We start from the raw sequence: 23199 nt of genomic DNA, 5'->3' as shown, positions 1-23199 counted from the left end.
GTCGGAGTCGGAGTCGGAGTCGGAGTCGGAGTCGGAGTCGGAGTCGGAGTCGGAGTCGATGAACATTGTGCCCCATTGAGCGTCATGCCCGCAGGAATCCCGTTGACCCCGGAGTAGGTGGCATCGAATCCGAACTGGATGACTCCTCCGCTCGCCACCTTGCGGTTGGACTCCAGGTTGCGCACGGTGACCGCCGACAGCCTCTGCGACCACTTGCCGTCCCACAATCGGGTGATCTTCTGTCCGCCGGGCATGTTCCACGCCACGGTCCATCCGCTCAGCGCGCTGCCCGTGTTCGTGACCCTCACACTGGCGGAAAAGGTGTTCGCTGCCTGACTGGTGATGATGTACTCAAAGCTGCATCCATCGGCTGCCCATGCCGAAACCGACGAAGCGGCCCAGGCACAAGAGCCGAGAACCAACAGCCAAAGGGAATTCTTGAAGTAACCGCTGTGTTTCGTATCCATGATTCTCTCCTCTTGCGCTGACCGTTTGCGCGGCATTCCCGGAAGGTTGCGCGGCCCCTTGCCGGTCGATGCCGTGACTCCCCATCTTCCCGGCGAGGCAGCCCTCATCGCTTCTTCTTTCCTAAAGCATAGTCCTTTTTTCACGTTCAGACCGAGGAGCCAGCCACAACATCCTTGTAACCTCGGCGTGGGATAGTGGCTGATTGCAACTTCGGCTTTTGACAACCGTTTTCGAAGGAAATCGCATGGCTGGACAAAATCTCAAGGGCTTTGCCCGCCTTTACGCCGCGTTCATCAATTCCCTCGCCGGCGTACGCGCCACCTGGCACCATGAAGAGGCCTTCCGCCAGGAATGCTGGCTGGCCCTCGCTGGCGTGCCGCTCGGTCTGTGGTTGGGTGAAACGGGGATCGAGCGGGCGTTGCTGGTGGGGGTGCTGATCAACGTCCTGATCGTTGAACTGCTCAACACTGCCGTCGAGGTAACGATCGACCGCATCGGCATCGAGCGGAACAACCTGTCCGGTCGGGCCAAAGACATCGGTTCCGCGGCGGTGCTGAGTTCGCTGGTCCTGGCCGGCAGCGTCTGGCTCCTCATCTTGATTCGTTGAAACACTCCCGGCAGACTAGCCCATTTCACTCCGACGATAGCAGGACGATACCGGCATGAGCGCTCTCATCTGCGGCTCCATGGCCTATGACACCATCATGGTGTTTCAGGACCGTTTCAAACACCATATCCTGCCCGACCAGGTCCACATCCTGAACGTCTCGTTCCTGGTGCCGGAGCTGCGCCGCGAATACGGCGGCTGTGCCGGCAACATCGCCTACAACCTCAAACTGCTGGGCCACGATCCCCTGCCGATGGCCACCGTCGGCAAGGATTTCGGACCCTATGCCCAATGGCTGGCGTGCTGCGGCATCCGCCGTGACTACATCCGCACGGTCGAAGACAGCTACACCGCGCAGGCCTATATCACCACGGACATGGACGACAACCAGATCACGGCTTTCCATCCGGGGGCCATGTCCTTTTCCCATCTGAACGACGTGCCGACCGATGCAGGCATCCGCCTCGGCATCGTGGCCCCCGACGGCAAGGAGGGCATGCTCCAGCATGCGCGCCAGTTCGCCGATGCCCATATCCCTTTCATCTTCGATCCGGGTCAGGGCATGCCGATGTTCGACGGGGAGGAACTGCTCAAGTTTGTCGAGCTGGCGAATTGGGTCACACTGAACGACTACGAGGCACGCCTGATGCAGGAGCGCACCGGCCTGAATCCGGCCCGGCTCGCCGAGCGGGTCGATGCTGTGATCGTCACCCGCGGAGCCGGCGGCTCCCTCATCTACGCCGCCGGAGCCTGCCATGAAATCCCCGCCGCACGCCCCAACGCCGTGCTCGATCCCACCGGCTGCGGCGATGCTTACCGGGCCGGGCTGATCTACGGCCTGCTCGAAGACCTGGACTGGGTCACCACGGGCCGCATCGCCTCGCTCATGGGCGCGATCAAGGTGGAAACGGCCGGCACCCAGAATCACAGCTTCTCGCTCGAAGCCTTCCGGGAACGTTTCCGCGAAAACTTCGATTACGCCTTCTGACCGTGCAACAGACCCGACGCCTCCTCGATATCATGGCCCGCTTACGGGACCCGGACACGGGCTGCCCTTGGGACCTTCGGCAGGACTTCGCCAGCCTGGTCCCTTACACGCTGGAAGAAGCCTACGAGGTCGCCGATGCCATCGAAAGGGGCGACTTCACCGACCTGCGGGACGAACTGGGCGATCTGCTGCTGCAGGTCGCGTTCCATTCGCGGATGGCGGAGGAACGGGGGCTGTTCGATTTCGAAGCCGTCGCTGCCGCGATCGCCGACAAGCTGGAACGCCGCCATCCGCACGTCTTCGCCGGCATCGACTTCGCCAGCGATGCGGAACGGCTGCGCCATTGGGAGACGGCCAAGCTCGAAGAGCGGTCGGAGAAAAACGGCCAGACCGGCGGGAGCGTTCTGGAGGGCGTCGCCACCGCCTTGCCGGCCTTGATGGAAGCCCAGAAACTGCAGAAGCGCGCAGCCCGCCACGGCTTCGACTGGGATGCATCCGCAGCGGTATTGAGCAAGGTCCGCGAAGAGTTGGACGAGCTGGAACAAGCCGTCGCCTCGGGCGATACGGCGCATGTGCGTGAGGAAATGGGCGATCTGCTGTTCGTGCTGGTCAACCTCGCCCGTCACCTGGACGTGGACGCCGAAACCGCGCTGCGCGAAGGCAACCGCAAGTTCCGCCGGCGTTTCCGGTTCATCGAGGACTGCGTCAGCCGGAGCGGCAAGCGGCTGACCGACTGCACCCTGGCCGAACTCGATGCTTTCTGGGACGAGGCCAAGCGAGCCGGACATTGAACCGTGGGCCTGGCGCTCCAGCATTCACATCGCTGGGACTTGAGTCCCAGGGAAGCCGCCAGCCTGCAAACCCGTCTCCGCCCGCTGGTGCTGGCCGAAGACGCGCTCCCCGACGAGATCCGCACGGTGGCCGGGGTGGACGTGGGTTTCGAGGATCATGGCCACATCACCCGCGCCGCGGTCGCCGTGCTCGATTTTCCCAGCCTCCGCCCGAGCGACCAGGCCATCGTTCGCCGGCCGACCCGTTTCCCCTACGTACCCGGCCTGCTTTCCTTCCGCGAACTGCCCGCACTGCTCGAAGCGCTGGAACGGCTGAATCTCCTACCCGAACTCATCCTGGTGGACGGGCATGGCTATGCCCACCCGCGGCGTTTCGGCATCGCCTGCCACCTCGGGGTGCTGACGGGAATTCCGACCATCGGCGTCGGCAAGACCCGCCTGGTCGGCACGCATGGAGAATTGGCGGAGGATCGGGGAAGTTGGATACCGCTGATCGACGGGGACGAAACCATCGGTGCGGTGGTGCGGACCCGCCGGGGCGTCCAGCCGGTGTACGTCTCGGTGGGGCATCGGCTCAGTCTGCCGACCGCGGTGGACTGGGTACTGCGCTGCGCCCCCCGGTACCGCCTGCCGGAAACGACCCGGCAGGCGCACCGTCTGGCTTCCGACTGAAGCCGGGAGTTATTTTTTCAGCTCGCTGTCGCGGTAGTGGGGATCGACCCAGCAGCGGGGCAGGTCCTCGCCGGAGGGGAACATCAGATCCGACTTGGCGAACTTTTCGGGGTCCTGCAGCTCCTCGCCGTAGTGCAGACGGCCGGGCACCATCTTGTGCATCGGATTGAACAAATCGCCGAGGCCGAGAATCTCGACCAGATGTCCGTTCTGTTTTTTCTTGAGAAACATGGGTCTTCTCCATCTATGGCTGAAACGGCAATCCGAAGGCGATTCGCATGTCGACGATCGATCCATCGGTCCCGCGCAAAGACTACTCCCACCCCGAAAACATTTTCAACATCGCATCGCTTCGACGTCCCCCTTTGCAGACTCGGCGGCATCGAACCGCCCAGGCAAAGACGGTACCCATCGGAGTGGCCGGTGGCCCTGGGCGGCAGGGGCTAGGCGTCGATCGCCACGATCCGTGGAATGTGCCGGCCACCCTCGAAGCCGGTCGAGAGAAAGGTCTCGACGATCTTCTTGGCCATGTCCAAAGTCACGATGCGCTGGCCGATGGCGATGCAGTTGGCGTCGTTGTGCCAACGGGTGAGGTAGGCGGTTTCTTCGTTGAAGCAGTAGCCGCAACGGCAGCCTTTGACCCGGTTGGCGACGATGGCCTCGCCATTGCCACTGCCGCCGAGCACGATGCCGCGCTCGACCTCGCCGGCGGCCACGGCCTGCGCGCAGGGGCGTATCCAGGTGGGATAATCGGTGCGCTCGTCGCTGAAACAGCCGTAGTCGACGACCTCATGGCCGAGCGAAGCGAGCCAGGCACGGAGCCGTTCTTTGTAATCGAAACCGGCGTGATCGGATGCGATGCCTATTTTCATGGGTGGGTTCCTGCATGGGGTGGGGGGATCTGACAACACGGTCAGAGATGCGCCAGCACGGCCTCGGCATTCGAGACTTCGAACTTGCCGGAGGCTTCGACGCCGAGGTATTTGACCACGCCGTCGTCGACGATCATGGCGAAGCGGTGGCAGCGGATGCCCATGCCGTTGGCGGTCAGGTCGCGCTCCAGGCCGAGCTTCTTCGCATATTCGGCGCTGCCATCGGCCATCATGCGCACCTTGCCGCCGGCCTTTTGCTCGCGGCCCCAAGCCGCCATCACGAAGCCGTCGTTCACGGCCATGCACCAGATTTCGTCCACGCCCTTGGCCCTGAGCCGATCGTGATTCGCAACGAAGCCAGGCAGGTGCTTGACCGAACAGGTAGGGGTGAAGGCGCCGGGCACGCCGAAGATCACGAGCTTCTTGCCTCGGGCCTGTTCACCGACGTCGACCGCTCTGGGATTCATGGGACAGGCGGTGGCCGGATCGAACTCGGTGCATTCGGTGAGGCTGCCCGCGGGCAGACGGTCTCCGACTCGGATGGTCATGGGATTTCCTCCTGGTGTTTCGTCAGTGGTCTGGGACAGGCGGGAGGATGGCGCAAGCGGTGCCGGAAGTCAAAAGGGAGGCGATCTCAACCTTATGATTTTCATGGTATTTAGTCATGCACCCGCAGTTCCGGCGCTGTGCTACAGTCACGGCGCGAAAAAATTTTTCAAAACGACAACGCTCGAGGAGGGGAAACCATGGAAATTCCAACGAAACTGCGCTGGGGCATCCTCGGCGCGGCCCGCGTCAACGAACGCCTGATGCCCGCCATCGTCGAGGCCTCGAATTCCGAACTGGTGGCCATCGCCAGCCGGCGTCCCGGCACCGCCGCAGAGACCCTGGTCAAATACGCACCGCACCAGCAGGGCGTGCGCTGCTACGACCAACCCGAGGTCCTGCTCGCCGATGACGCGGTCCAGGCGGTGTATCTCCCGATGGCCAATCACGAACACGCCGAATGGGCGGTGCGGGCGCTGCAGGCCGGCAAGCACGTGCTGTGCGAGAAGCCCATGGCGCTGACGGCGGCGGACATCGAGGCGATCGCAACGGCTGCCCGCGAACGCGGCCTGACGGTGATGGAAGGCTTCATGTACCGCTTCCATCCCCAGCATGCGCGGGTGCAGGAGATCGTCCGCTCCGGCGCGATCGGCGAGGTCCGCTATGCCCGCGCCAGCTATTCGTTCATGATGCGCCCGGCCCGGCGCTACCGCTTGGCACGCGACGTCCGACACGGCGGCGGCGCGATGTGGGACATCGGGCCCTATGCGGTGCATTCCCTGCGCTGGTGCTTCGAGCAGGATCCGGTCGCTGTGACGGCGATGGCGAAATACGTCGAGAGCGGCGCGGACATCGCCACCAGCGGCGTGATCGATTTCGGCGACGGCCGGCGCGGCCATTTCGATATCAGCTTCGAATGCGCGCGGCGCTCGGAGTACGAGATCACCGGCACACTGGGCGGCGTGAAATGCCATACGGCCTGGCAGAATCCCGGCGACATCCCGGTCATCTCCTGGTGGACCGAGGACGGCCGCCAGTGCCTCGAACAACTGCCGGTGGCCAACCATTTCCGGCTGGAGATCGAGCATTTCGCCGACTGCGTCCTGAACGGCAAGCCGCCGTTGCTGTCGCTGGACGATGCCAGGACGAATTGCCGGACCCTCGTGGCCGCGCTGGAATCCGCCGCCAGCGGCCGGACCGTGAGATTGGACGCCTGAATCTTTTGATCGCCTCCCAAAGAAGCCTCATGAAAAAATTCATCAACACGGTCGAGGATTTCCTGGACGAAAGCCTCCGCGGTTTCGCCCTGGCCCACGCCGACATCGTCGATTTCAGCCCCGAACCCCGCTTCGTCTTCCGCAAGGCACCGGCCAGGCCGGGCAAAGTGGCCCTGGTCTCGGGCGGAGGTTCGGGGCACGAGCCGCTGCACACGGGATTCGTCGGCCTCGGCATGCTGGACGCCGCCTGCCCCGGCCAGGTGTTCACCTCGCCGACCCCGGACCAGATGCTGGCGGCCGCCCAGGCGGTGGACCACGGCGGCGGCGTCCTGTTCATCGTCAAGAACTACGCCGGTGACGTGATGAACTTCGAAATCGCCGCCGAGATGCTGGACATCCCCCACGACTCGCTGCTCGTGCACGACGACGTCTCCCTCCCGGAAAACCGCGGCATGGGCCGGCGCGGCATCGCCGGCACCACGGTGGTGGAGAAGATCGTCGGCGCGGCGGCGGAAGCCGGCTACGACCTCGCCGCCTGCAAGGCCCTGGGGGAACGCGTGGTCCACGCCACCGCCTCCATGGGCGTCGCCCTGACCAGTTGCACCGTGCCAGCCCTGAGCAAGCCGATGTTCGAGCTCGGCGAGCGGGAAATGGAAATGGGTGTGGGCATCCACGGCGAACGGGGGCGGGAGCGCATGGCTCTGGGCAGCGCCGGCGAGATCGTGGACTACATCGCCGCCGTCATCGACGAGGAGCTGAAACCGCGACCTGGCCAGCCGGTGCTGCTGCACGTCAACGGCTTCGGCGGCACTCCCCTGATCGAGCTGCATCTGGTGTACGGGCTGGCGCACCGGTACTGGAGCGGACGCGGCGTCGACATCGCGCGCTCCCTGGTAGGGAATTACACCACTTCGCTGGACATGGCCGGCTGCTCCCTCACCCTGAGCCTGCTGGACGAGGAAATGCTCAGGCTGTGGGACGCGCCGGTGCACACGGCCGCCCTGCGCTGGGGATGCTGAGGCGCCGGCGGCGTCACCAGGCCGATTCCGCCACGACTTCGGCGATGGCCGAGATCATCAACTGGCTGCTGCGGGCGCCGGCATCGACGTGGCCGATGGCGCGCTCGCCCAGGAAAGAGGCGCGGCCCTTGGTGGCCAGCATGTCGCGGGTGGATTCCATGCCCGCCTCGGCGGCGCGGCTCACCTCCTCCGCCAGTTGCCCCGGAGCGATGGCATGCTCCGCCGCCGATTTCAGTACGTCGGCCACCGGGATCAGCACGTCCAGCATGGTCTTCTCGCCCCGATCCGCCTTGCCGCGCGCCTTCATCGCCTCCACGCCCCGACCGAAGGCCTCGGCCAGATTCGCCAGGTTCATTTCCCGGTCTTTCATGGCCTTGCCCATGGCGATGAACAAGGTGCCGTACAGCGAGCCCGACGCCCCGCCCACCGACGCCATCAGGGTCATGCCGATCTTCTGCAAGGCCGCCGGCCAGTCCAGCGCCGCCAGACTTTCCGCCTGCTGCGACAAAGCCTCCAGCCCTCGCTGGAGGTTGACGACATGGTCACCGTCGCCGATCGCCTGATCGAGAGCGCTCACCTCCTCGGCATGCGACTGGATGGCCGATGCGGCGCCTTGGATGAGAGTGGAGATGAGGTGGGGAGTGGCCGGCATCGGATCACCTTTACCTACGGAGGTGGAAGCGGAAGCGTTTGATGACTTCGATCAACGTGTCCAAGGGCGATGAAAATCGGATCATCGGTCTTTCGCATTGCAGGTTCGCAACAACCGTCCCCGGTCGCATCCCGGCATCACTCGCCGCATGGAAACCCGTCGAGCATCGGCACGATGGACGCCGCATCGCTCTGAGCGGAACCACGGGCCGTTCCCCATCGATCAAGCCAGGCGCGAAGCCGATAGACCCTGCCAGACGACCCGCCGGTGGGCCGTCCCTGCCGGAGGATTCAGGGCTTGAGCGCGGCCGCCTCGCGCGCCAGGCGGGTGATTTCCGCCCAGTTGCCGGCGGCGACGAGGTCTTTGGGGGTCAGCCAGGAGCCGCCGACGCAGACCACGTTGGGGAGCTTGAAGAAATCCGGGGCGTTCTGGGCGTTGATGCCGCCGGTCGGGCAGAACCGCACCTGCGGGAACGGACCCCGGAAGGATTCCAGCATCTTGACGCCACCGGCGGCCACCGCCGGGAAGAACTTCATCACGGTCAGCCCGCCCTCCAGCACCTGCATCACCTCGGAAGTCGTGGCAACACCGGGGAAGAACGGCAGCCTGCTGTCGACGATGGCCTTGAGCAGAGTCGGCGTGGTGCCCGGTGAAACCCCGAACTGGGCGCCCGCGGCGATCGAGGCCTCGAGCTGGGCGGGGGTGGCGATGGTGCCGACGCCGACGATGGCATCGGGAACCTCGCGGCGGATCGCCTTGACGGCGTCGAGACCGGCGGCGGTGCGCAGGGTGATCTCCAGCACGCGGATGCCACCCTCGACCAGGGCGCGGGCCAGCGGCACGGCATCTTCGGGACGGTCCACCACCATCACCGGCATGACGCTGGTGGCTTCGATGATCTGATCCAGATTCATGGTTTTTTCCTTGCAGTTGCAGGAACGGGCCCTAGCGGACACCGTCGTCGAAATTGAAAGTGAAAGCTCCGCGCTCCGGCGTATCGGCCAGATGGCGGAAGCCGCTGAACAGCTCCCTTCCGCAGCCGAACCGGTTGCCGGACAGATCGTCGGTCACCGGTTCACGCAGCGCCCAGCGATCGGCCGGCACCTCGGCTTCCAGCTTGCCCCGCACGGCGTCGAGCAGGATGGTGTCGCCGGTGCGCAGCAGGGTCAGCGGGCCGCCCATGGCGGCCTCCGGGGAGATGTGGATCGCCGCCGGTACCTTGCCGGAGGCCCCGGACATACGGCCATCGGTGATCAGGGCGACCTTGAAGCCACGGTCCTGCAGCGAGGCCAGGGCCGGCGTGAGCTGATGCAGCTCGGGCATGCCGTTGGCGCGGGGCCCCTGGAAGCGCAGCACGGCGACGAAATCGCGCTCCAGCTCGCCGCGTTTGAAGGCGGCGATCAGTTCGTCCTGGCTTTCGAACACGATGGCGGGCGCCCGCACCACCCGGTTCTCCGGCGCCACCGCCGAGACCTTGATGACACCGCGGCCGATATTGCCGGTGACCAGACGCAAGCCGCCGTCCGGACTGAACGGCTCGCCCGCCGGGGCGAGCACCTCCGGATCGTGGCTCTTCTCAGGCGCATCGCGCCAGGCCAGCGTACCGTTGTCCAGCCAGGGCTCTTCCGCCCAGCGGCGCAGCCCCGGGCCGAGGATGGTCTGCACGTCCTCGTGCAGCAGGCCGGCATCGAGCAGCTCCCGCACCAGGAAACCCATGCCGCCGGCGGCGTGGAAATGGTTCACGTCGGCCTTGCCATTGGGATAGACGCGGGCCAGGAGCGGCACCACGGCCGAGAGATCGTTGAAATCGTCCCAGTTGACCTCGATCCCCGCGGCGCGGGCGATGGCCACCAGGTGGATGGTGTGGTTGGTCGAGCCGCCGGTCGCCAACAGGCCGACGATGGCATTGACGATCACCCGTTCGTCCACGATATGGCAGAGGGCGGGCGCCGTGGCATCCCGGGCCAGATCCACCGCCACACGGGTCGCCGCACGGGTCAGCGCTTCGCGCAGCGGCGTGCCGGGATTGACGAAGGACGAGCCCGGCAGTTGCAGCCCCATGATCTCCAGCAGCATCTGGTTGCTGTTGGCGGTGCCGTAGAAAGTGCAGGTGCCGGCGCTGTGGTAGGAAGCCATTTCCGACTCCAGCAGCGCATCGCGGCCGACCTTGCCTTCGGCGAACTGCTGCCGCACCTTGGCTTTTTCGGAATTCGAGATGCCGGACACCATGGGGCCGGCCGGCACGAACACGCCGGGCAGATGGCCGAAGCGCAGCGCGGCGATAAGCAGGCCCGGCACGATTTTGTCGCAGACGCCGAGATAGAGATTGGCATCGAACACACGATGCGACAGCGCCACCGCCGTGGACAGCGCGATCACGTCGCGCGAGAACAGCGACAGCTCCATGCCGGTCTGACCCTGGGTCACGCCGTCGCACATCGCCGGCACGCCGCCCGCGACCTGGGCGGTGACGCCGGCCCGACGCGCCTCGTCCTTGATGATCTCCGGATAGCGCTCGTAGGGCTGATGGGCCGAGAGCATGTCGTTGTAGGCGGTCACGATGCCGAGATTCGGCACGGTCGCGGCCTTCAGCACCAGCTTGTCGTTGGCGGGGGTCGCCGCATAGGCATGGGCCACGTTGGTGCAGGCGATGTGAGAGCGCTCTACACCCTTCTGGCGTGCGCGGTGCATGAGATCGAGGTAAGCGGCGCGGCGGTCGTGGCTGCGGGCGCGGATGCGGTCGGTCACGTCGACCAGTGTCTGGTGCAGGAACATGGGTTCGTCGATGCTCGTCTTCTTTTGGGCGCAGGGAAAACACCCATAGCCGGAGATAAAACCTCCGCATTTAATCCAAGGTCGCAACGGGTGTCAAGAAATGGCAACACACTGTCTCCTGCCGTGAATTCCCCGCCTCCCGGAGCCCTTCGAGACGATCCGGGCGGTGCCGGATGGGACCGCGTCCGGTCACTGGTCGATGAAGCGGCGGCATGGGAAAATCGCCCGGATTTTGCAGACGGCGTCCCACACCGGCCAAAACGTGACGATGACCGTTCCTGCGGTTCCCCCTAAGCCGGGAGAAAAAAGTCCCAACCGGAAGTCCTCACGGTTTCGCCGCTCCGGGCTCGGATCGCCGGCCGACCGAGGGCATCGGCAGAAAGGATGCCTGGAGCGGAACCGGCGAACCAAGCCCGCCCGGGAACGTATCGAGGGAAGGCCACCATTGATGACCCCGCAGCCCCTGACGCCACACCAAAGCCAATACATCGCCTGGCTGCTCACCCGCCGCGCGGCAGGCGACACCGTGGAGTCGCTGGCCTCGACGCTGGTCGATTCCCAGGTGGATCTCAATCCGCATCAGGTCGATGCCGCCCTGTTCGCCTGCCGCAATCCGCTTTCGCGCGGCGTCATCCTCGCCGACGAAGTGGGCCTCGGAAAGACCATCGAGGCGGGCCTCGTCAGCCTCATCGACGACCGTGTCTTTGGCGACCTTGACTGCTTAGCCTTCGGTGCTTTGCGCGAACGACTCTCCACCGTATGCAAAGGAACGCGACACGGTGATGATCGCCACCGAAGCGGGCGCGGAAGGCATCAACCTGCAGTTCTGCTGGCTCCGGCGTGGACTTCGAGCGCCGCATCGCCGACATCTACCAGAACTGCCGGAATCCGGACGAAATCAAGGCCAGCTTCGAACGGCTCCAGCTCGACCTCTCCAGCGAAATCAACGAGGCGATGGTCAAGACGCGCCAGATCCTGCTGGAGAACTTCGACGAGGAAGTGCAGGACAAGCTCCGCGTCCGCGCCGAGGACAGCCGAAGCGCGCGTAACCGCTTCGAGCGCATGCTGATGGACCTCACCCGGGCGGAGCTGGGCGGCTGCGCCGACTTCGATGACGATGGTTTCACCCTGTATCGGCTCCCCTCGCCCGCAGGCGGAAAGGTGGCTGGGGGAGAGGGCGGGCCGGATGCCGACATCCCCCTGGGCCGCTACGAACTGCCGCGCCGTTCCGGCGAGGCTCACCTGTACCGCATCCATCATCCGCTGGCGCAATGGGTCACGCAGCAGGCCAAGTCCCGAAAGCTCGACAGCGCAAAACTGGTGTTCGACTACGACGCTTATGGCACCAGGGTCAGCACCCTGGAGCCCTATCGCGGTAAGGCCGGGTGGCTCACATGCAAGTTGCTTGAAGTCGTTGCCTTGGGCAATCAGGAGGAGCAGCACCTCTTAGTCGCAGCCATCACCACCGACGGTGACGTATTGGCCGAAGAAGACCCGGAGAAGCTGCTGCGCTTGCCTGCCACCACACGAGCGGCAGGCCTGTTCAACGACGCGGGCAACGCCGCGCTGGCGGCAGACGTGGAGAATCGACGAACCCAGTTGCTGCGGGAGATCAATCAACGCAACCTCGGCTACTTCGAGCAGGAAGTTCAGAAGCTGGATGCGTGGGCGGACGACCTGAAGCTGGGTCTTGAGCAGGAGATCAAGGAGATCGACCGCGAGATCAAGGAAGTACGCCGCACCGCCGCGACTTCGCCCACGCTGGAAGAAAAGCTGTCATGGCAGAAGAAGCAGCGCGAACTTGAAGGCAAGCGCAGCAAGCTGCGCCGCGAGTTGTTCCTTCGGCAGGATGAAGTCGAGGCCGAGCGCAACGACCTCATCAGCCAGTTGGAGGCGCAGCTCCAGCAGCAGGTGGACGAGCGCACGTTGTTCACCATCGAATGGGAGTTGAGATGACGCGCCCCCCAGCCCAACAAACCGATGTTCTGGAGCCCCTGATCGACCAGATTGCAAAGATTGTGCAACAGGCCCGCAACCGCGTGCGGCAAAGCGTCAATCAGGCCATGGTGGCCTGCTACTGGGAAATCGGCCGCCTGATCGTGGAGCACGAGCAGCAGGGGCAGGCTCGCGCGGTCTACGGCAAGGGACAACTGGCCCAGCTCTCCACCCGGCTCACGGCGCTGTTCGGCAAGGGGTTCGACATCAGCAACCTGCGCAATATGCGGCGGTTTTACCTCGCCTTTCCGATTCGAGAGACGCTGTCTCTCGAATTGAGCTGGTCGCACTACAACCTGCTGGCGCGCATCGAAAAGCCAGCCGCCCGTGACTGGTATCTGCGCGAAGCCGTCGCGCAAAACTGGAGTGTACGGGCGCTGGAGCGACAAATCGGCGTGCTCTATTACGAACGCCTGCTCGCCAGCAAAGAAAAGGCCATTGTCGAAGCCGAGGCAAGAGAGAACACCGCGCCCTTGGCAGAAACCGCGAAAGACTTTCTGCGCGACCCCTATGTGCTGGATTTTCTGAACCTGAACGATTGAACATGACCAAGCAAAAGCTGGAATTGACCTGGATAGGTAAAGAAAAGCGCCCCAAGCTTGAGCCGCGCATCCTGCTCGAAGACCCGGACAAGTCCTACCACGCCAGGCACCGCGTCAGCGAGAACGACCTCTTCGACAACCGGCTGATCTTCGGGGACAACCTCCTCGCGCTAAAGGCGTTGGAGCAGGAGTTTTCGGGCAAGGTCAAATGCGTGTTCATCGACCCGCCCTACAACACCGGCAGCGCCTTCACCCATTACGACGACGGGCTGGAGCATTCCATCTGGCTAGGTCTGATGCGCGACCGGCTGGAGATCATCAAGCGGCTGTTGTCGGAGGATGGCTCGTTGTGGATCACCATCGATGACAACGAATGCCATTACCTCAAGGTTTTGTGTGATGAGATATTCGGTCGAGCGAATTTTGTTAGTAGCTTTGCATGGGAAAAGGATAAGGGGCGTCGAAACGATACGGATATTTCAAGCGCACATGACCACGTACTGCTGTTTGTGAAGAATCGTGATATCTGGAAGAAGGTGCGCAACCCCCTTCCTCGTACAGAGAGTCAAAAGGCTCGATACCGAAACCCTGACAATGATCCAAGGGGGCCTTGGTTACAGGGGGATAACGGTACTGCAAAAAGCGGCGGAGAGTCGTTGTTGTATCCAATAACTCTGCCATCAGGAAGAGTCGTATTGCCTCCAAAGGGCAACTACTGGCGCTTCTCGAAGGAAAGTTTCGAGAGAGCTCGTGCTGAGGGGCGAGTCTATTTCGGCGCTAACGGGGATGGGATGCCATTGATCAAGCGCTATTTGACCGATGTTCAGGACGGTGTTGTACCGAGAACCTGGTGGCCCGCCGAAGAAGCGGGGTCTAATCAGTCGGCGAAGCGGGATCATCTAAGAAAACTTTTGCCAGATATCGAGCCGTTTTCAACGCCAAAGCCAGAGGAACTGCTTCGACTGATTTTGCATATCTCGACAAATGCTGGTGATTTAGTTTTGGACTCTTTTGCCGGATCCGGGACTACTGGTGCTGTTGCTCACAAGATGGGGCGCAGATGGATCATGGTTGAGCTTGAGGAGAGTTGCCACACCCACATCATCCCGCGCCTGAAGAAAGTCATCAATGGCGAAGACCCCGGCGGCATCACGAAAGCCGTAGGCTGGCAAGGCGGCGGCGGTTTTCGCTACTACCGGCTCGCGCCCACGCTGATCGTCAACGACCGCTGGGGCAATCCGGTCATCAACCCGGAGTACAACGCCGCCATGCTGGCCGAGGCGCTCGCCAAGCTGGAAGGCTTCACCTACGCGCCTTCCGAGGTGCTGTGGTGGCAGCACGGGCATTCCAGCGAGCGGGATTTCATCTATGTCACCACGCAGAACCTGTCCGCCGACCAGTTGCAGGCGCTGTCCGAAGAAGTGGGCGCCGACCGCAGCCTGCTCGTGTGCTGCTCCGCCTTCCGGGGGGTGACGGCGGCGCAGGCGGCGGAACGCTGGCCGAACCTGACGCTGAAGAAGATTCCAAAGATGGTGCTGGCGCGCTGCGAATGGGGCCATGACGACTACAGCTTGAACGTGGCGAACCTGCCGATGGCACCCTCTCCCCCGGCCCCTCTCCCGCCAGCGGGAGAGGGGAGAAAGACTGGGATGCCGTCACCGCAAGCGGGAGAGGGGAGAAAGGCGAAAATGCTGCCAGCGCAAGCGGAAGAAGGGGGGAATCATTCGCCATCTGATACGGGACAGGGGTATGACTTGTGCCAAGCCAGACCACAGCGCACCGCCGATTTGTTCGACGAATCCGATGACAAATAAAAAATCCGATCCAGCTTCCACCGTCGAGGTGGGCAGTACCTTGACCTGCCCTTCTCCCGCTTGCGGGAGAGCGTCTGTACCGAACTGGCCAATTTCGGCATCTGCATGCCCCTCTCCCGCTGGCGGGAGAGGGGTTGGGGAGAGGGTGAATCAGCTTGAACGTGCCAAATTTCTAAGAGCAAACCAGACCGAGGCCGAGCAACGGCTTTGGTATCACCTGCGCGCCCGTCGTTTCATGGGGTTGAAGTTCAAGCGTCAGAAGCCAATCGGTTCGTACATTGCTGATTTTGTCTGCATGGAATACGGGTTGGTCATCGAAGTGGACGGAGGGCAGCACGGTGGCGAATCCGACCGACGGCGGGATGCGTGGTTTCGGGAACATGGATTTACCGTGCTGCGGTTTTGGAACAACGAGGTTTTGGGCGAGACTGCGGCGGTGTTGGAGCGCATCCGAATGGAGATTTTGGCCCTCTCCCCCGGCCCCTCTCCCGCAAGCGGGAGAGGGGAGAAAAACCAGGAGGCCATGGCATGAATCGTAAAGACGCGATGCGAAAAATTGCCGCAGCCAAACCCGAGTTGCAGCGGCGTTTCGGGGTAATGCGGCTGGCGCTGTTCGGCTCCACGGCACGCGACGAAGCGCGTGCGGACAGCGACATCGATGTGCTGGTGGCCTTCGATGGACCGGCCAGCGCGGCGCGTTACTTCGGCGTGCAGTTTTATCTGGAGGATGTGCTGGGCAGCCCGGTCGATCTGGTTACCGAGAAGGCGCTGCGCCCGGCGCTCAAGACCATCATCGAGGCGGAGGTGGTCGATGTCTGAAAGCATGCCTGCTGCAACAGCCTGGGGTGTCGCATGAACGCCCGCGTGCGAAACCACATCGCCGGCCGCCTCTCGCTGCGGCCGCCGCAGGCGGAATCCCTGGATCGCCTGAGACGTGCACTGGACGCCGCGCCGGACATGCTCGGTCACCAGCGGGACGTGTCGGCCATTCTGTCCACCTTGCAGGCCGAGTTCCCCACGCTGGAGGACTTTGAGCGCGAATTTCCCTCGCTGTGCTTTGCGCTGGCCACGGGCGTTGGCAAGACGCGGCTCATGGGCGCGTTCATCGCCTACCTGCATCTGGCGCACGGCATCAACAACTTCTTCGTGCTCGCGCCCAACCTGACCATCTACAACAAGCTGATCACCGATTTCACGCCCAATACGCCCAAATATGTGTTCAAGGGCATTGGTGAGTTTGCCATTCAATCGCCCCGCATCATTACCGGTGACAACTATGACCAGCAAAACATCGCGGCGGGCGAGCTGTTCGGAGAAGTGCGGGTCAACATCTTCAACATCTCCAAGATCAATTCCGAAGTGCGCGGCGGCCGCGAGCCGCGCATCAAGCGGATGCGCGAGGTGCTGGGCGACAGTTACTTCAACCATCTGGCGAACCTGCCTGACCTGGTGCTGCTGATGGATGAATCGCACCGCTATCGCGCCAGCGCGGGCGTGCGCGCCATCAACGATCTGAAACCGCTGTTCGGTCTGGAGGTGACGGCAACGCCCTTCGTGGAGTCGAGCCGGGGGCCGGTGCCTTTCAAGAACGTGGTGATGCACTACCCGCTGGCACGGGCGATGGAGGACGGCTTTGTCAAGGAGCCTGCCGTGGTCACCCAGCGCAACTTCAAGGCCAGCGACCACACGCCGGAGGAAGTGGAGAAGATCAAGCTGGAAGACGGCGTGCGCCTGCACGAGACCACGAAAGTGGAGCTCTTGACCTATGCCCGCGAGAACGGCGTCAAGCCCGTGAAGCCCTTCATGCTCGTCATCGCGCGCGACACCACGCACGCGGCACAATTGAAGTCGCTGATCGAGTCGGTGCAGTTCTACGAGGGCCGCTATGCGGGCAAGGTGATCCAGGTGGATTCCAGCCGTACCGGCGCAGAAGAGGAGGAGATGATCGCGCGCCTCTTGGCCGTGGAGCGCGTGGAGGAGCCGACCGAGATCGTGATTCACGTCAACATGCTCAAGGAGGGCTGGGACGTGACCAACCTCTACACCATCGTGCCGCTGCGCGCCGCCAATGCCCGCACGCTGATCGAGCAGAGCATCGGACGCGGCCTGCGCCTGCCCTATGGCAAGCGCACCGGCGTGGCGGCGGTGGATCGCCTGAACATCGTCGCGCACGACAAGTTTCAGGAGATCATCGACGAGGCCAACCGTGGCGATTCGCCGATCCGCCTGAAGCAGGTCATCCTCGACGCGCCCAGTGCCGACGACAAGAAGGTCAGCGTGCAGGTCGGCTCTGGTGCGGCAGTGCGCCTTGGCTTGTCTGCCCTCACCCCAACCCCTCTCCCGGAGGGCGAGGGGCTTGCACTCCCCTCTCCCGCTCGCGGGAGAGGGGCCGGGGGTGAGGGTCCGGTTTTCACCACCGAAGCCGAGAAGCAGGCGGCGCGCGTGGTCATGGAGGTGATCGGCAAGCTGGAGACGCAGCGCGACTTGGTGCCGACCAGTGGCGCGTTGCTCACGCCGGAGGTGCAGAAGGTCATTCAGGCGGAAGTGACGGAGCGTTTGCGCCCGATGCAGGGCAACCTGCTGACGGGCGCGGATGAGGCCATTCCCGCACTGGATCTTTCGGTCGTTGTGGCGAAGACGACGGAGATCGTCGTTCAGCAGACCATCGACATCCCGCGCATTGCCGTGGTGCCCAAGGGTGAGGTCACCACCGGCTTTCGCCCGTTCTCGCTGGACGTGAGCCAGCTTCGCCTGCAACCGGGCGAGCGCGAGATCGTCGGCCAGATGCTGCGCACCAACGAGCAGTTCACCCTGGCGGCGGAAATCGGCCTGAAAGAGCAGCGCCCAGAGGACTACATCGTCCACGCGCTGGTGGACTTCGACGACATCGACTACTTCACCCACGCCGACCTGCTCTACGACCTCGCGGGCCAGATGGTGAGGCATCTCCAGAGTTACCTCTCGGAGTCCGAGGCAGTCAGTGTGCTGGATCGGGATCGCCGCCTGATCGCGCGGGAAATCCACGCCCAGATGATGGCGCACTTCTTCGAGGAGGCGACCGAGTTCGAGGTGCAGGTCAGTCGCGGCTTCACGGAACTGAAGCCCTGCAACTACACCGCCACGGCGGGACAACCCCCGCGCCATTTCCGCGAAACGGTGGAGGATGTGGGCCGCATCAAGCAAATGCTGTTCGGCGGGTTCACGAAGTGTCTGTACCCGCTGCAGAAGTTCGACTCTGACAGCGAGCGCCGCTTCGCCGTCATCCTCGAACGCGACGCCAGCAGGTGGTTCAAGCCCGCGAAGGGGCAGTTCCAGATCTACTACAAGCTGGGTACCGAGCAGCCGGAATACATCCCCGACTTCGTGGCCGAAACCGATACCACGATCTTCATGGTGGAGACCAAGGCGCGCGCCGACCTCGACACCCAAGAGGTTCAGGCCAAGGCCGCTGCCGCCGTGCAGTGGTGCGGGCATGCCTCGGAGTACACGGCGAGCGTCCAGGGCAAGCCCTGGCAGTATCTGCTGCTACCCCACGACGAGGTCGATGAGTCGCGGCGGCTCACCGATTTTCTCCGGTTCCGAATCACGGCCTGATCGGCCGTCGCCATCCACTCCTCGCCGCTTCCACGTGCGGGGCCGTTGCGGATGCCCCGCCCCCTTGGCGCATCGAACGAATCCATCGCTCGACAGTCCGCATTGCGGCGACTAACATTGACCGATTTTTGGCCGGGCTTTTTCGTTGTGAACCCGGCGCGTCATCAGTCCCCCTGCCGGCCGTTCGACGGCGGGGCCATAACAAGAGGATGTCAGCGGTGAGTCAGCTCCCATTTCCCGAATCTTTCAACATGGTGTTCTTCGGCGGCGCCGGCGACCTGGTCACGCGCAAGCTGTTGCCGGCAATGTATCAGTGCCACAAGAACGGCCTGCTGGTCGAAGCCGGCCATATTCTCTGCGTCGACCGGCAGGATCTGAGCGAGGAGGCTTTCCTCGAACTGGCGGATGAAAAGGCGTGCCAGTTCATCCCCACCGCCGACTGGGATGCCGCGGTGTGGGCCGGATTCCGCCAACGCCTGGCCTATCTGCGCATCGACGCCACCCAGCCCGAACAGTACGCGCCGCTGAAGGAGCGGCTGAAAAAAGCGCCGGCGGCCGTCACCGTATTCTACCTGTCCACGGCACCGTCCCTGTTCGCGACGATCTGCGCCCATCTGACCCGCCAAGGCCTCAACGGCCCCCACAGCCGGGTGGTGCTGGAAAAGCCCCTGGGGCACGACCTGGCCTCCGCCAATGCGATCACCGCCGACGTGGACCGCTATTTCCACGAGAACCAGGTGTACCGGATCGACCATTACCTGGGCAAGGAATCGGTGCAGAACCTGATGGCCTTGCGTTTCGGCAACGCGCTGTTCGAGCCGTTGTGGCGGCGGATGTGGATCCGCGACGTCCAGATCACCATCGCCGAGGACGTCGGCATCGGCAGCCGCGCTGGCTTCTATGACAAGGCCGGCGCCTTGCGCGACATGGTGCAGAACCATCTGCTGCAGCTGCTGTGCTTCGTGGCGATGGAACCGCCGGCCAGCCTGGATTCCAACGCCATCCGCAACGAGAAACTCAAGGTGCTGGAGTCGCTGGTGCCGTTCACCGAAGAAGACGTGCATCAAAAAACCGTGCGCGGCCAGTACCGCGCCGGCATCTGCGGCGGCAAAGCGGTGCCGGGGTATCTGGAAGAGGAGGGCATTCCGCCGGGCAGCCACACCGAGACCTTCGTCGCCATCAAGGCGGAGATCGCCAACTGGCGCTGGGCGGGGGTACCGTTCTACCTCTTCACCGGCAAGCGGCTGCCGGAACGCCTGGCGGAAATCGTCATCCACTTCCACGACGTCCCCCACCCGATCTTCCCGCTGCCCAAGAGCGGCGCCTGCGCGCCGGCCAAGCTGGTGATCCGCCTGCAGCCAGACGAGTTCATCCGCCTCTACCTGTATGCCAAGCAGCCGGGCGATTCGATGGAACTGCAGCCAGTGTCGCTGGACCTGAATTTTGCCGAGCAATTCAAGGTACGCCGCGCCGAAGGCGGCTATGAGCGCCTGTTGCTCGATGCCATCCGCGGCAACCAGGCACTGTTCGTCAGGCATGACGAACAGGAGCAGGCCTGGCGCTGGGTCGAGCCCATACTCAACACCTGGGCCAACGATCCGAAGGGCCCGGAACCCTATGCCGCGGGTACCTGGGGGCCGGCCGCATCCCTGGATCTGTTGAGACGCGACGGCATCTGCTGGCACGAGGGGAAATGACATGACCGAGATCCGATGGTTCGACGACAACACGAGCTTGGCGCCGGCGCTGGCCGCGGCGGTGGCGGAGGATGTGCGCGCCGCGTTGGCGACCGATCCCGCGGCTATTTTGGCCGTTTCGGGCGGCCGCTCGCCGGTACCGGTGTTCGAGGCCTTGCGCGAAGCCGATTTGGACTGGGCACGGGTCATCGTCACCCTGGTCGACGAACGCTGGGTGCCGGAAACCGATCCCGCCAGCAACGCCGCCCTGGTGAAGACCCATTTGCTGCAGGGCAAGGCGGCGGCGGCCCGCTTCCTGCCGCTGTACACCGGGGACGCTTCCGCCGCCGCAGCCGAAACCCGCCTGGCCCGGTCCTTCGCCGAGCTGCCACGGCCATTCGCGGCGCTGATCCTGGGCATGGGCGACGATGGCCATACCGCCTCGCTGTTCCCGGCCAGCCCCAACCTGGAGGCCGGTCTGGCGCTGGGCGGCACGGTCGAGAATACCCCGCCCTGTCTGGCTCAGGTGGGCGCGATCGCGCCGACCGAACGCGTCAGCCTCACCCTGCCCTGGATCCTCGACGCCCGGCATATCTACCTGCAGTTCGGCGGAGCGGGCAAGGTGGAGGTGTTCAACGCCGCCCTGGCCGGCCCCAACCGGCAATATCCCGTGAGTTTCGTGCTGGCCCAGACGCGGACCCCGGTCACCGTGTTCGCGGCGCGGAGTTGAAACGGTTCAGGGGCCGAGAAAAGACTTCAGGCGCTGCGCCGATGCGGCAGCGGTTTCGAGGCCCTCGTTCAGCGCTCCGAGCCAGGAAGGATCGGCGGATCTCGCCAACATGCGGGCGCCGAGGAGGAACAGCACGGCGGCGAACAGCCGCTTGAGTCCCCGCATCGGCAGACGGTGGGCCAGCGCCGCCCCGTATGGGGCGGTCAGCACGCTGGCGGCGCCGATGCCGAGGAAGGCGGGCCAGTAGATGTAGCCCAGGCTGTGGGCGGGCAGCGACGGATGGCCCCAGCCCAGGACGACGTAGCTCAGGGTCCCGACGACGGCGATGGGGAAACCGCAGGCCGAGGAGACGGCGACGGCATGGCGGATGTTCTGCCGGCAGCGGAGCAGGAAGGGCACGGTGATGCTGCCGCCGCCGATGCCGAACAGCGCCGACAGAAGACCGATCATGATCCCCCCGCCGGTCATCACGCCGGGCGGGACGGGCTTTTCGCCCGCCGTTTCTTCCCGCCTTCCCCGGTATACCTGCACCGCGACCAGCATCAGGAACACTGCGAACAACCGCTCGAACTGCCGGGTGGGCAGATGGTCGGCGACGATCGAGCCGGCGACCGTCCCCAGGGCGATCCCTGGCACCAGCCGCCACACCAGCGGCCAGACCACCGCGCCGCGGCGGTGGTGGGCACGGACCGAAGCGACCGAAGTCACCACGATGGTGGCCAGCGAGGTGGCGACCGCCATGATCATGAGGATGCTTTCCGGCACGCCCTGGCCGGGGAACAGCCAGACCAGGAACGGCACGATGATGGCGCCGCCACCGATGCCGAACAGGCCGGAAGCGACGCCTGCAAGGGCGCCGAAGGCGAGGTAGAACGTGAGCGTGGTATACATACGGTCATGCAGCCGTCCCCGCAGGCGACGGAACGAACCTTGAATCCTCGAAGAGTCGAGTCCACATGAAAGCCTTTCTGGTTGGCGGCGCCGTCCGCGACCGCCTGCTCGGCCTGCCGGTCCGCGAGCGCGACTGGGTGGTAGTGGGCGAATCGCCGGAAACCATGATCGCGCGCGGCTTCCGCCCCGTAGGCCGCGACTTCCCGGTGTTCCTGCACCCGGAAACCCACGAGGAGTATGCCCTCGCCCGCACCGAACGGAAGACTGCGCCCGGCTACCGCGGTTTCGTGGTGCACGCCGCGCCCGACGTCACGCTGGAGCAGGACCTTGAACGGCGCGACCTCACCATCAACGCCATGGCGGAAACGCCGGATGGCCGGCTCGTCGATCCCTTCGGCGGCCGGCGCGACCTGGAAGCCCGGCTGCTGCGCCACGTCTCATCCGCCTTCGCCGAAGATCCGGTGCGCATCCTGCGCGTCGCCCGCTTCACGGCCCGGCTGACGCCGCTCGGTTTCCGCGTGGCGCCGGAAACCCTAGTGGAAATGCGGCGCATGGTCGAGGCCGGCGAGGTCGACGCCCTGGTTCCGGAACGGGTCTGGGCCGAGTTCGCCAAGGCACTGGCCGAACCGGCGCCCTCGGCCTTCTTCCGGACGCTGCGCGACTGCGGGGCGCTCAAACGGCTGTTCCCGGAAATCGAGCGGCTGTTCGGGGTACCCCAGCCGCCGCGGCATCATCCGGAGATCGACACCGGTGTACACACGCTGATGGTGCTGGACCAGGCCGCGCGCCTCACTGCCGACCCTTCCGCACGCTTCGCCGCCCTGACCCACGACCTCGGCAAGGCGCTCACGCCGCCCGAACTCTGGCCCAGCCATCGCGGCCACGAGCGCCTCGGCCTCGGCGCCCTGAATACACTCTGCGACCGCTTCCGTGCGCCCAACGCCTTCCGCCGCCTGGCGGAGAAGGTGATGCGCTACCACGACCTCTGCCACCGCGCGGCGGAACTGCGCACGTCGACCCTGGTGGACCTGTTGGACCGGCTGGGCGCGCTCAAGCGTCACGACGACACCCTGGAACCCTTCCTGCTCGCCTGCGAGGCGGACGCCAGGGGCCGGGCCGGCTTCGAGGAGCGGCCCTATCCCCAGGCCGATTGGCTGCGGGAGGCGCAACGCGCGGCCGTTTCGGTGGACAGCCGTCCGTTGATCGAACAGCGGCTGCAGGGTCCGGCGTTCGGACGGGCTCTGCGACAACTACGCATCGCCGCGGTACGGCGGCTCCGAGCCGCCCGGTCCCCCGCGACGCCCGCCGGCCGCCTCCCTCACCCACAGGGAGAGGGGGAATGAGCTACCT

General features: G+C 64.5%; 23 protein-coding genes. 15 read left to right on the top strand and 8 right to left on the bottom strand.

The window, feature by feature from the left end:
* On the bottom strand, positions 1-467 hold a 467-nt coding region (locus H156_RS17505; protein ID WP_282705235.1), incomplete at its 3' end, for a cellulose binding domain-containing protein.
* Between the two features lie 245 nt (positions 468-712).
* Between H156_RS17505 and H156_RS0106650 the strand changes: the two genes are divergently transcribed.
* From H156_RS0106650 to nfi, 4 genes are read left to right on the top strand one after another with little or no spacing between them, the layout of a single operon-like run.
* The gene (locus H156_RS0106650) at positions 713-1075 is read left to right on the top strand and encodes a diacylglycerol kinase (protein ID WP_017364757.1); all 363 of its coding nucleotides are present in this window, start codon (positions 713-715) and stop codon (positions 1073-1075) included.
* 55 nt (positions 1076-1130) lie between these two features.
* Positions 1131-2063 carry a carbohydrate kinase family protein gene (locus H156_RS0106645; protein ID WP_017364758.1) on the top strand — a complete coding sequence of 311 codons (933 nt, stop codon included), beginning with the start codon at positions 1131-1133 and terminating at the stop codon, positions 2061-2063.
* A gap of 2 nt (positions 2064-2065) precedes the next feature.
* Positions 2066-2854, top strand: a complete 789-nt coding sequence (gene mazG, locus H156_RS0106640) for a nucleoside triphosphate pyrophosphohydrolase (protein WP_017364759.1) — start codon at positions 2066-2068, stop codon at positions 2852-2854.
* A 3-nt stretch (positions 2855-2857) separates the two neighbouring features.
* The gene (gene nfi / locus H156_RS0106635; RefSeq protein WP_017364760.1) at positions 2858-3526 is read left to right on the top strand and encodes a deoxyribonuclease V; all 669 of its coding nucleotides are present in this window, start codon (positions 2858-2860) and stop codon (positions 3524-3526) included.
* A gap of 9 nt (positions 3527-3535) precedes the next feature.
* Here the strand turns inward: nfi and H156_RS0106630 are convergent, their stop codons facing one another.
* From H156_RS0106630 to H156_RS0106620, 3 genes are all read right to left on the bottom strand, one after another.
* A complete protein-coding gene (locus tag H156_RS0106630; protein WP_010959416.1) occupies positions 3536-3757 on the bottom strand; it encodes a hypothetical protein in 222 nt (73 codons plus the stop codon).
* 212 nt (positions 3758-3969) lie between these two features.
* Positions 3970-4398: a ribose 5-phosphate isomerase B gene (rpiB, locus tag H156_RS0106625; RefSeq protein WP_010959415.1), complete on the bottom strand. Its 429-nt coding sequence runs from the start codon at positions 4396-4398 to the stop codon at positions 3970-3972.
* Positions 4399-4439: 41 nt separating this feature from the next.
* Positions 4440-4946 (bottom strand): peroxiredoxin, encoded by a 507-nt coding sequence (locus tag H156_RS0106620; protein ID WP_010959414.1) that lies wholly within the window; start codon positions 4944-4946, stop codon positions 4440-4442.
* Positions 4947-5144: 198 nt separating this feature from the next.
* Between H156_RS0106620 and H156_RS0106615 the strand changes: the two genes are divergently transcribed.
* The gene (locus H156_RS0106615) at positions 5145-6161 is read left to right on the top strand and encodes a Gfo/Idh/MocA family protein (protein WP_017364761.1); all 1017 of its coding nucleotides are present in this window, start codon (positions 5145-5147) and stop codon (positions 6159-6161) included.
* A gap of 29 nt (positions 6162-6190) precedes the next feature.
* A complete protein-coding gene (gene dhaK / locus H156_RS0106610; RefSeq protein ID WP_017364762.1) occupies positions 6191-7180 on the top strand; it encodes a dihydroxyacetone kinase subunit DhaK in 990 nt (329 codons plus the stop codon).
* A gap of 13 nt (positions 7181-7193) precedes the next feature.
* On the opposite strand, the gene dhaL is transcribed toward dhaK, so the two are convergent.
* The 3 genes from dhaL to edd all read right to left on the bottom strand — a co-directional run bounded on the left by dhaL (position 7194) and on the right by edd (position 10607).
* Positions 7194-7832: a dihydroxyacetone kinase subunit DhaL gene (gene dhaL, locus H156_RS0106605; protein ID WP_017364763.1), complete on the bottom strand. Its 639-nt coding sequence runs from the start codon at positions 7830-7832 to the stop codon at positions 7194-7196.
* A gap of 290 nt (positions 7833-8122) precedes the next feature.
* Positions 8123-8746 (bottom strand): bifunctional 4-hydroxy-2-oxoglutarate aldolase/2-dehydro-3-deoxy-phosphogluconate aldolase, encoded by a 624-nt coding sequence (locus H156_RS0106600; protein WP_026045868.1) that lies wholly within the window; start codon positions 8744-8746, stop codon positions 8123-8125.
* 31 nt (positions 8747-8777) lie between these two features.
* A complete protein-coding gene (gene edd / locus H156_RS0106595) occupies positions 8778-10607 on the bottom strand; it encodes a phosphogluconate dehydratase (RefSeq protein WP_017364764.1) in 1830 nt (609 codons plus the stop codon).
* 840 nt (positions 10608-11447) lie between these two features.
* On the opposite strand from edd, the gene H156_RS15885 reads away from it, so the two are divergent.
* The 8 genes from H156_RS15885 (at position 11448) to pgl (ending at position 20958) form a co-directional block, all read left to right on the top strand.
* Entirely contained in the window at positions 11448-12563 is a 1116-nt protein-coding gene (locus H156_RS15885; protein ID WP_017364765.1) for an OmpH/Skp family outer membrane protein, read from the top strand.
* Entirely contained in the window at positions 12560-13144 is a 585-nt protein-coding gene (locus H156_RS0106585) for a DUF1016 N-terminal domain-containing protein (RefSeq protein ID WP_017364766.1), read from the top strand. The genes H156_RS15885 and H156_RS0106585 overlap by 4 nt, the downstream gene beginning before the upstream one ends.
* A gap of 2 nt (positions 13145-13146) precedes the next feature.
* Positions 13147-14958, top strand: a complete 1812-nt coding sequence (locus H156_RS0106580; protein ID WP_017364767.1) for a site-specific DNA-methyltransferase — start codon at positions 13147-13149, stop codon at positions 14956-14958.
* Positions 14959-15103: 145 nt separating this feature from the next.
* Positions 15104-15490 carry an endonuclease domain-containing protein gene (locus H156_RS0106575; protein ID WP_017364768.1) on the top strand — a complete coding sequence of 129 codons (387 nt, stop codon included), beginning with the start codon at positions 15104-15106 and terminating at the stop codon, positions 15488-15490.
* Complete coding sequence (locus tag H156_RS0106570; RefSeq protein WP_017364769.1) at positions 15487-15777, top strand: nucleotidyltransferase family protein; 291 nt, start codon at positions 15487-15489, stop codon at positions 15775-15777. The genes H156_RS0106575 and H156_RS0106570 overlap by 4 nt, the downstream gene beginning before the upstream one ends.
* A 33-nt stretch (positions 15778-15810) precedes the next feature.
* On the top strand, positions 15811-18552 hold the full coding sequence (locus H156_RS0106565) for a DEAD/DEAH box helicase family protein (RefSeq protein WP_017364770.1): 2742 nt from the start codon (positions 15811-15813) through the stop codon (positions 18550-18552).
* Between the two features lie 209 nt (positions 18553-18761).
* Entirely contained in the window at positions 18762-20249 is a 1488-nt protein-coding gene (gene zwf / locus H156_RS0106560) for a glucose-6-phosphate dehydrogenase (RefSeq protein WP_010959398.1), read from the top strand.
* A gap of 1 nt (position 20250) precedes the next feature.
* Positions 20251-20958, top strand: coding sequence for a 6-phosphogluconolactonase (gene pgl / locus H156_RS0106555; protein ID WP_010959397.1), 708 nt, complete (start codon positions 20251-20253; stop codon positions 20956-20958).
* Positions 20959-20964: 6 nt separating this feature from the next.
* On the opposite strand, the gene H156_RS0106550 is transcribed toward pgl, so the two are convergent.
* Positions 20965-21849 carry a sulfite exporter TauE/SafE family protein gene (locus H156_RS0106550; RefSeq protein WP_017364772.1) on the bottom strand — a complete coding sequence of 295 codons (885 nt, stop codon included), beginning with the start codon at positions 21847-21849 and terminating at the stop codon, positions 20965-20967.
* A 65-nt stretch (positions 21850-21914) separates the two neighbouring features.
* Between H156_RS0106550 and H156_RS0106545 the strand changes: the two genes are divergently transcribed.
* The gene (locus H156_RS0106545) at positions 21915-23192 is read left to right on the top strand and encodes a multifunctional CCA addition/repair protein (RefSeq protein ID WP_017364773.1); all 1278 of its coding nucleotides are present in this window, start codon (positions 21915-21917) and stop codon (positions 23190-23192) included.
* The last annotated feature ends 7 nt before the right edge of the window (positions 23193-23199 follow it).

The organism is Methylococcus capsulatus str. Texas = ATCC 19069, assembly GCF_000424685.1.
GTDB lineage: Bacteria > Pseudomonadota > Gammaproteobacteria > Methylococcales > Methylococcaceae > Methylococcus > Methylococcus capsulatus.
This window is presented reverse-complemented; position numbering and strand designations above follow the sequence as displayed.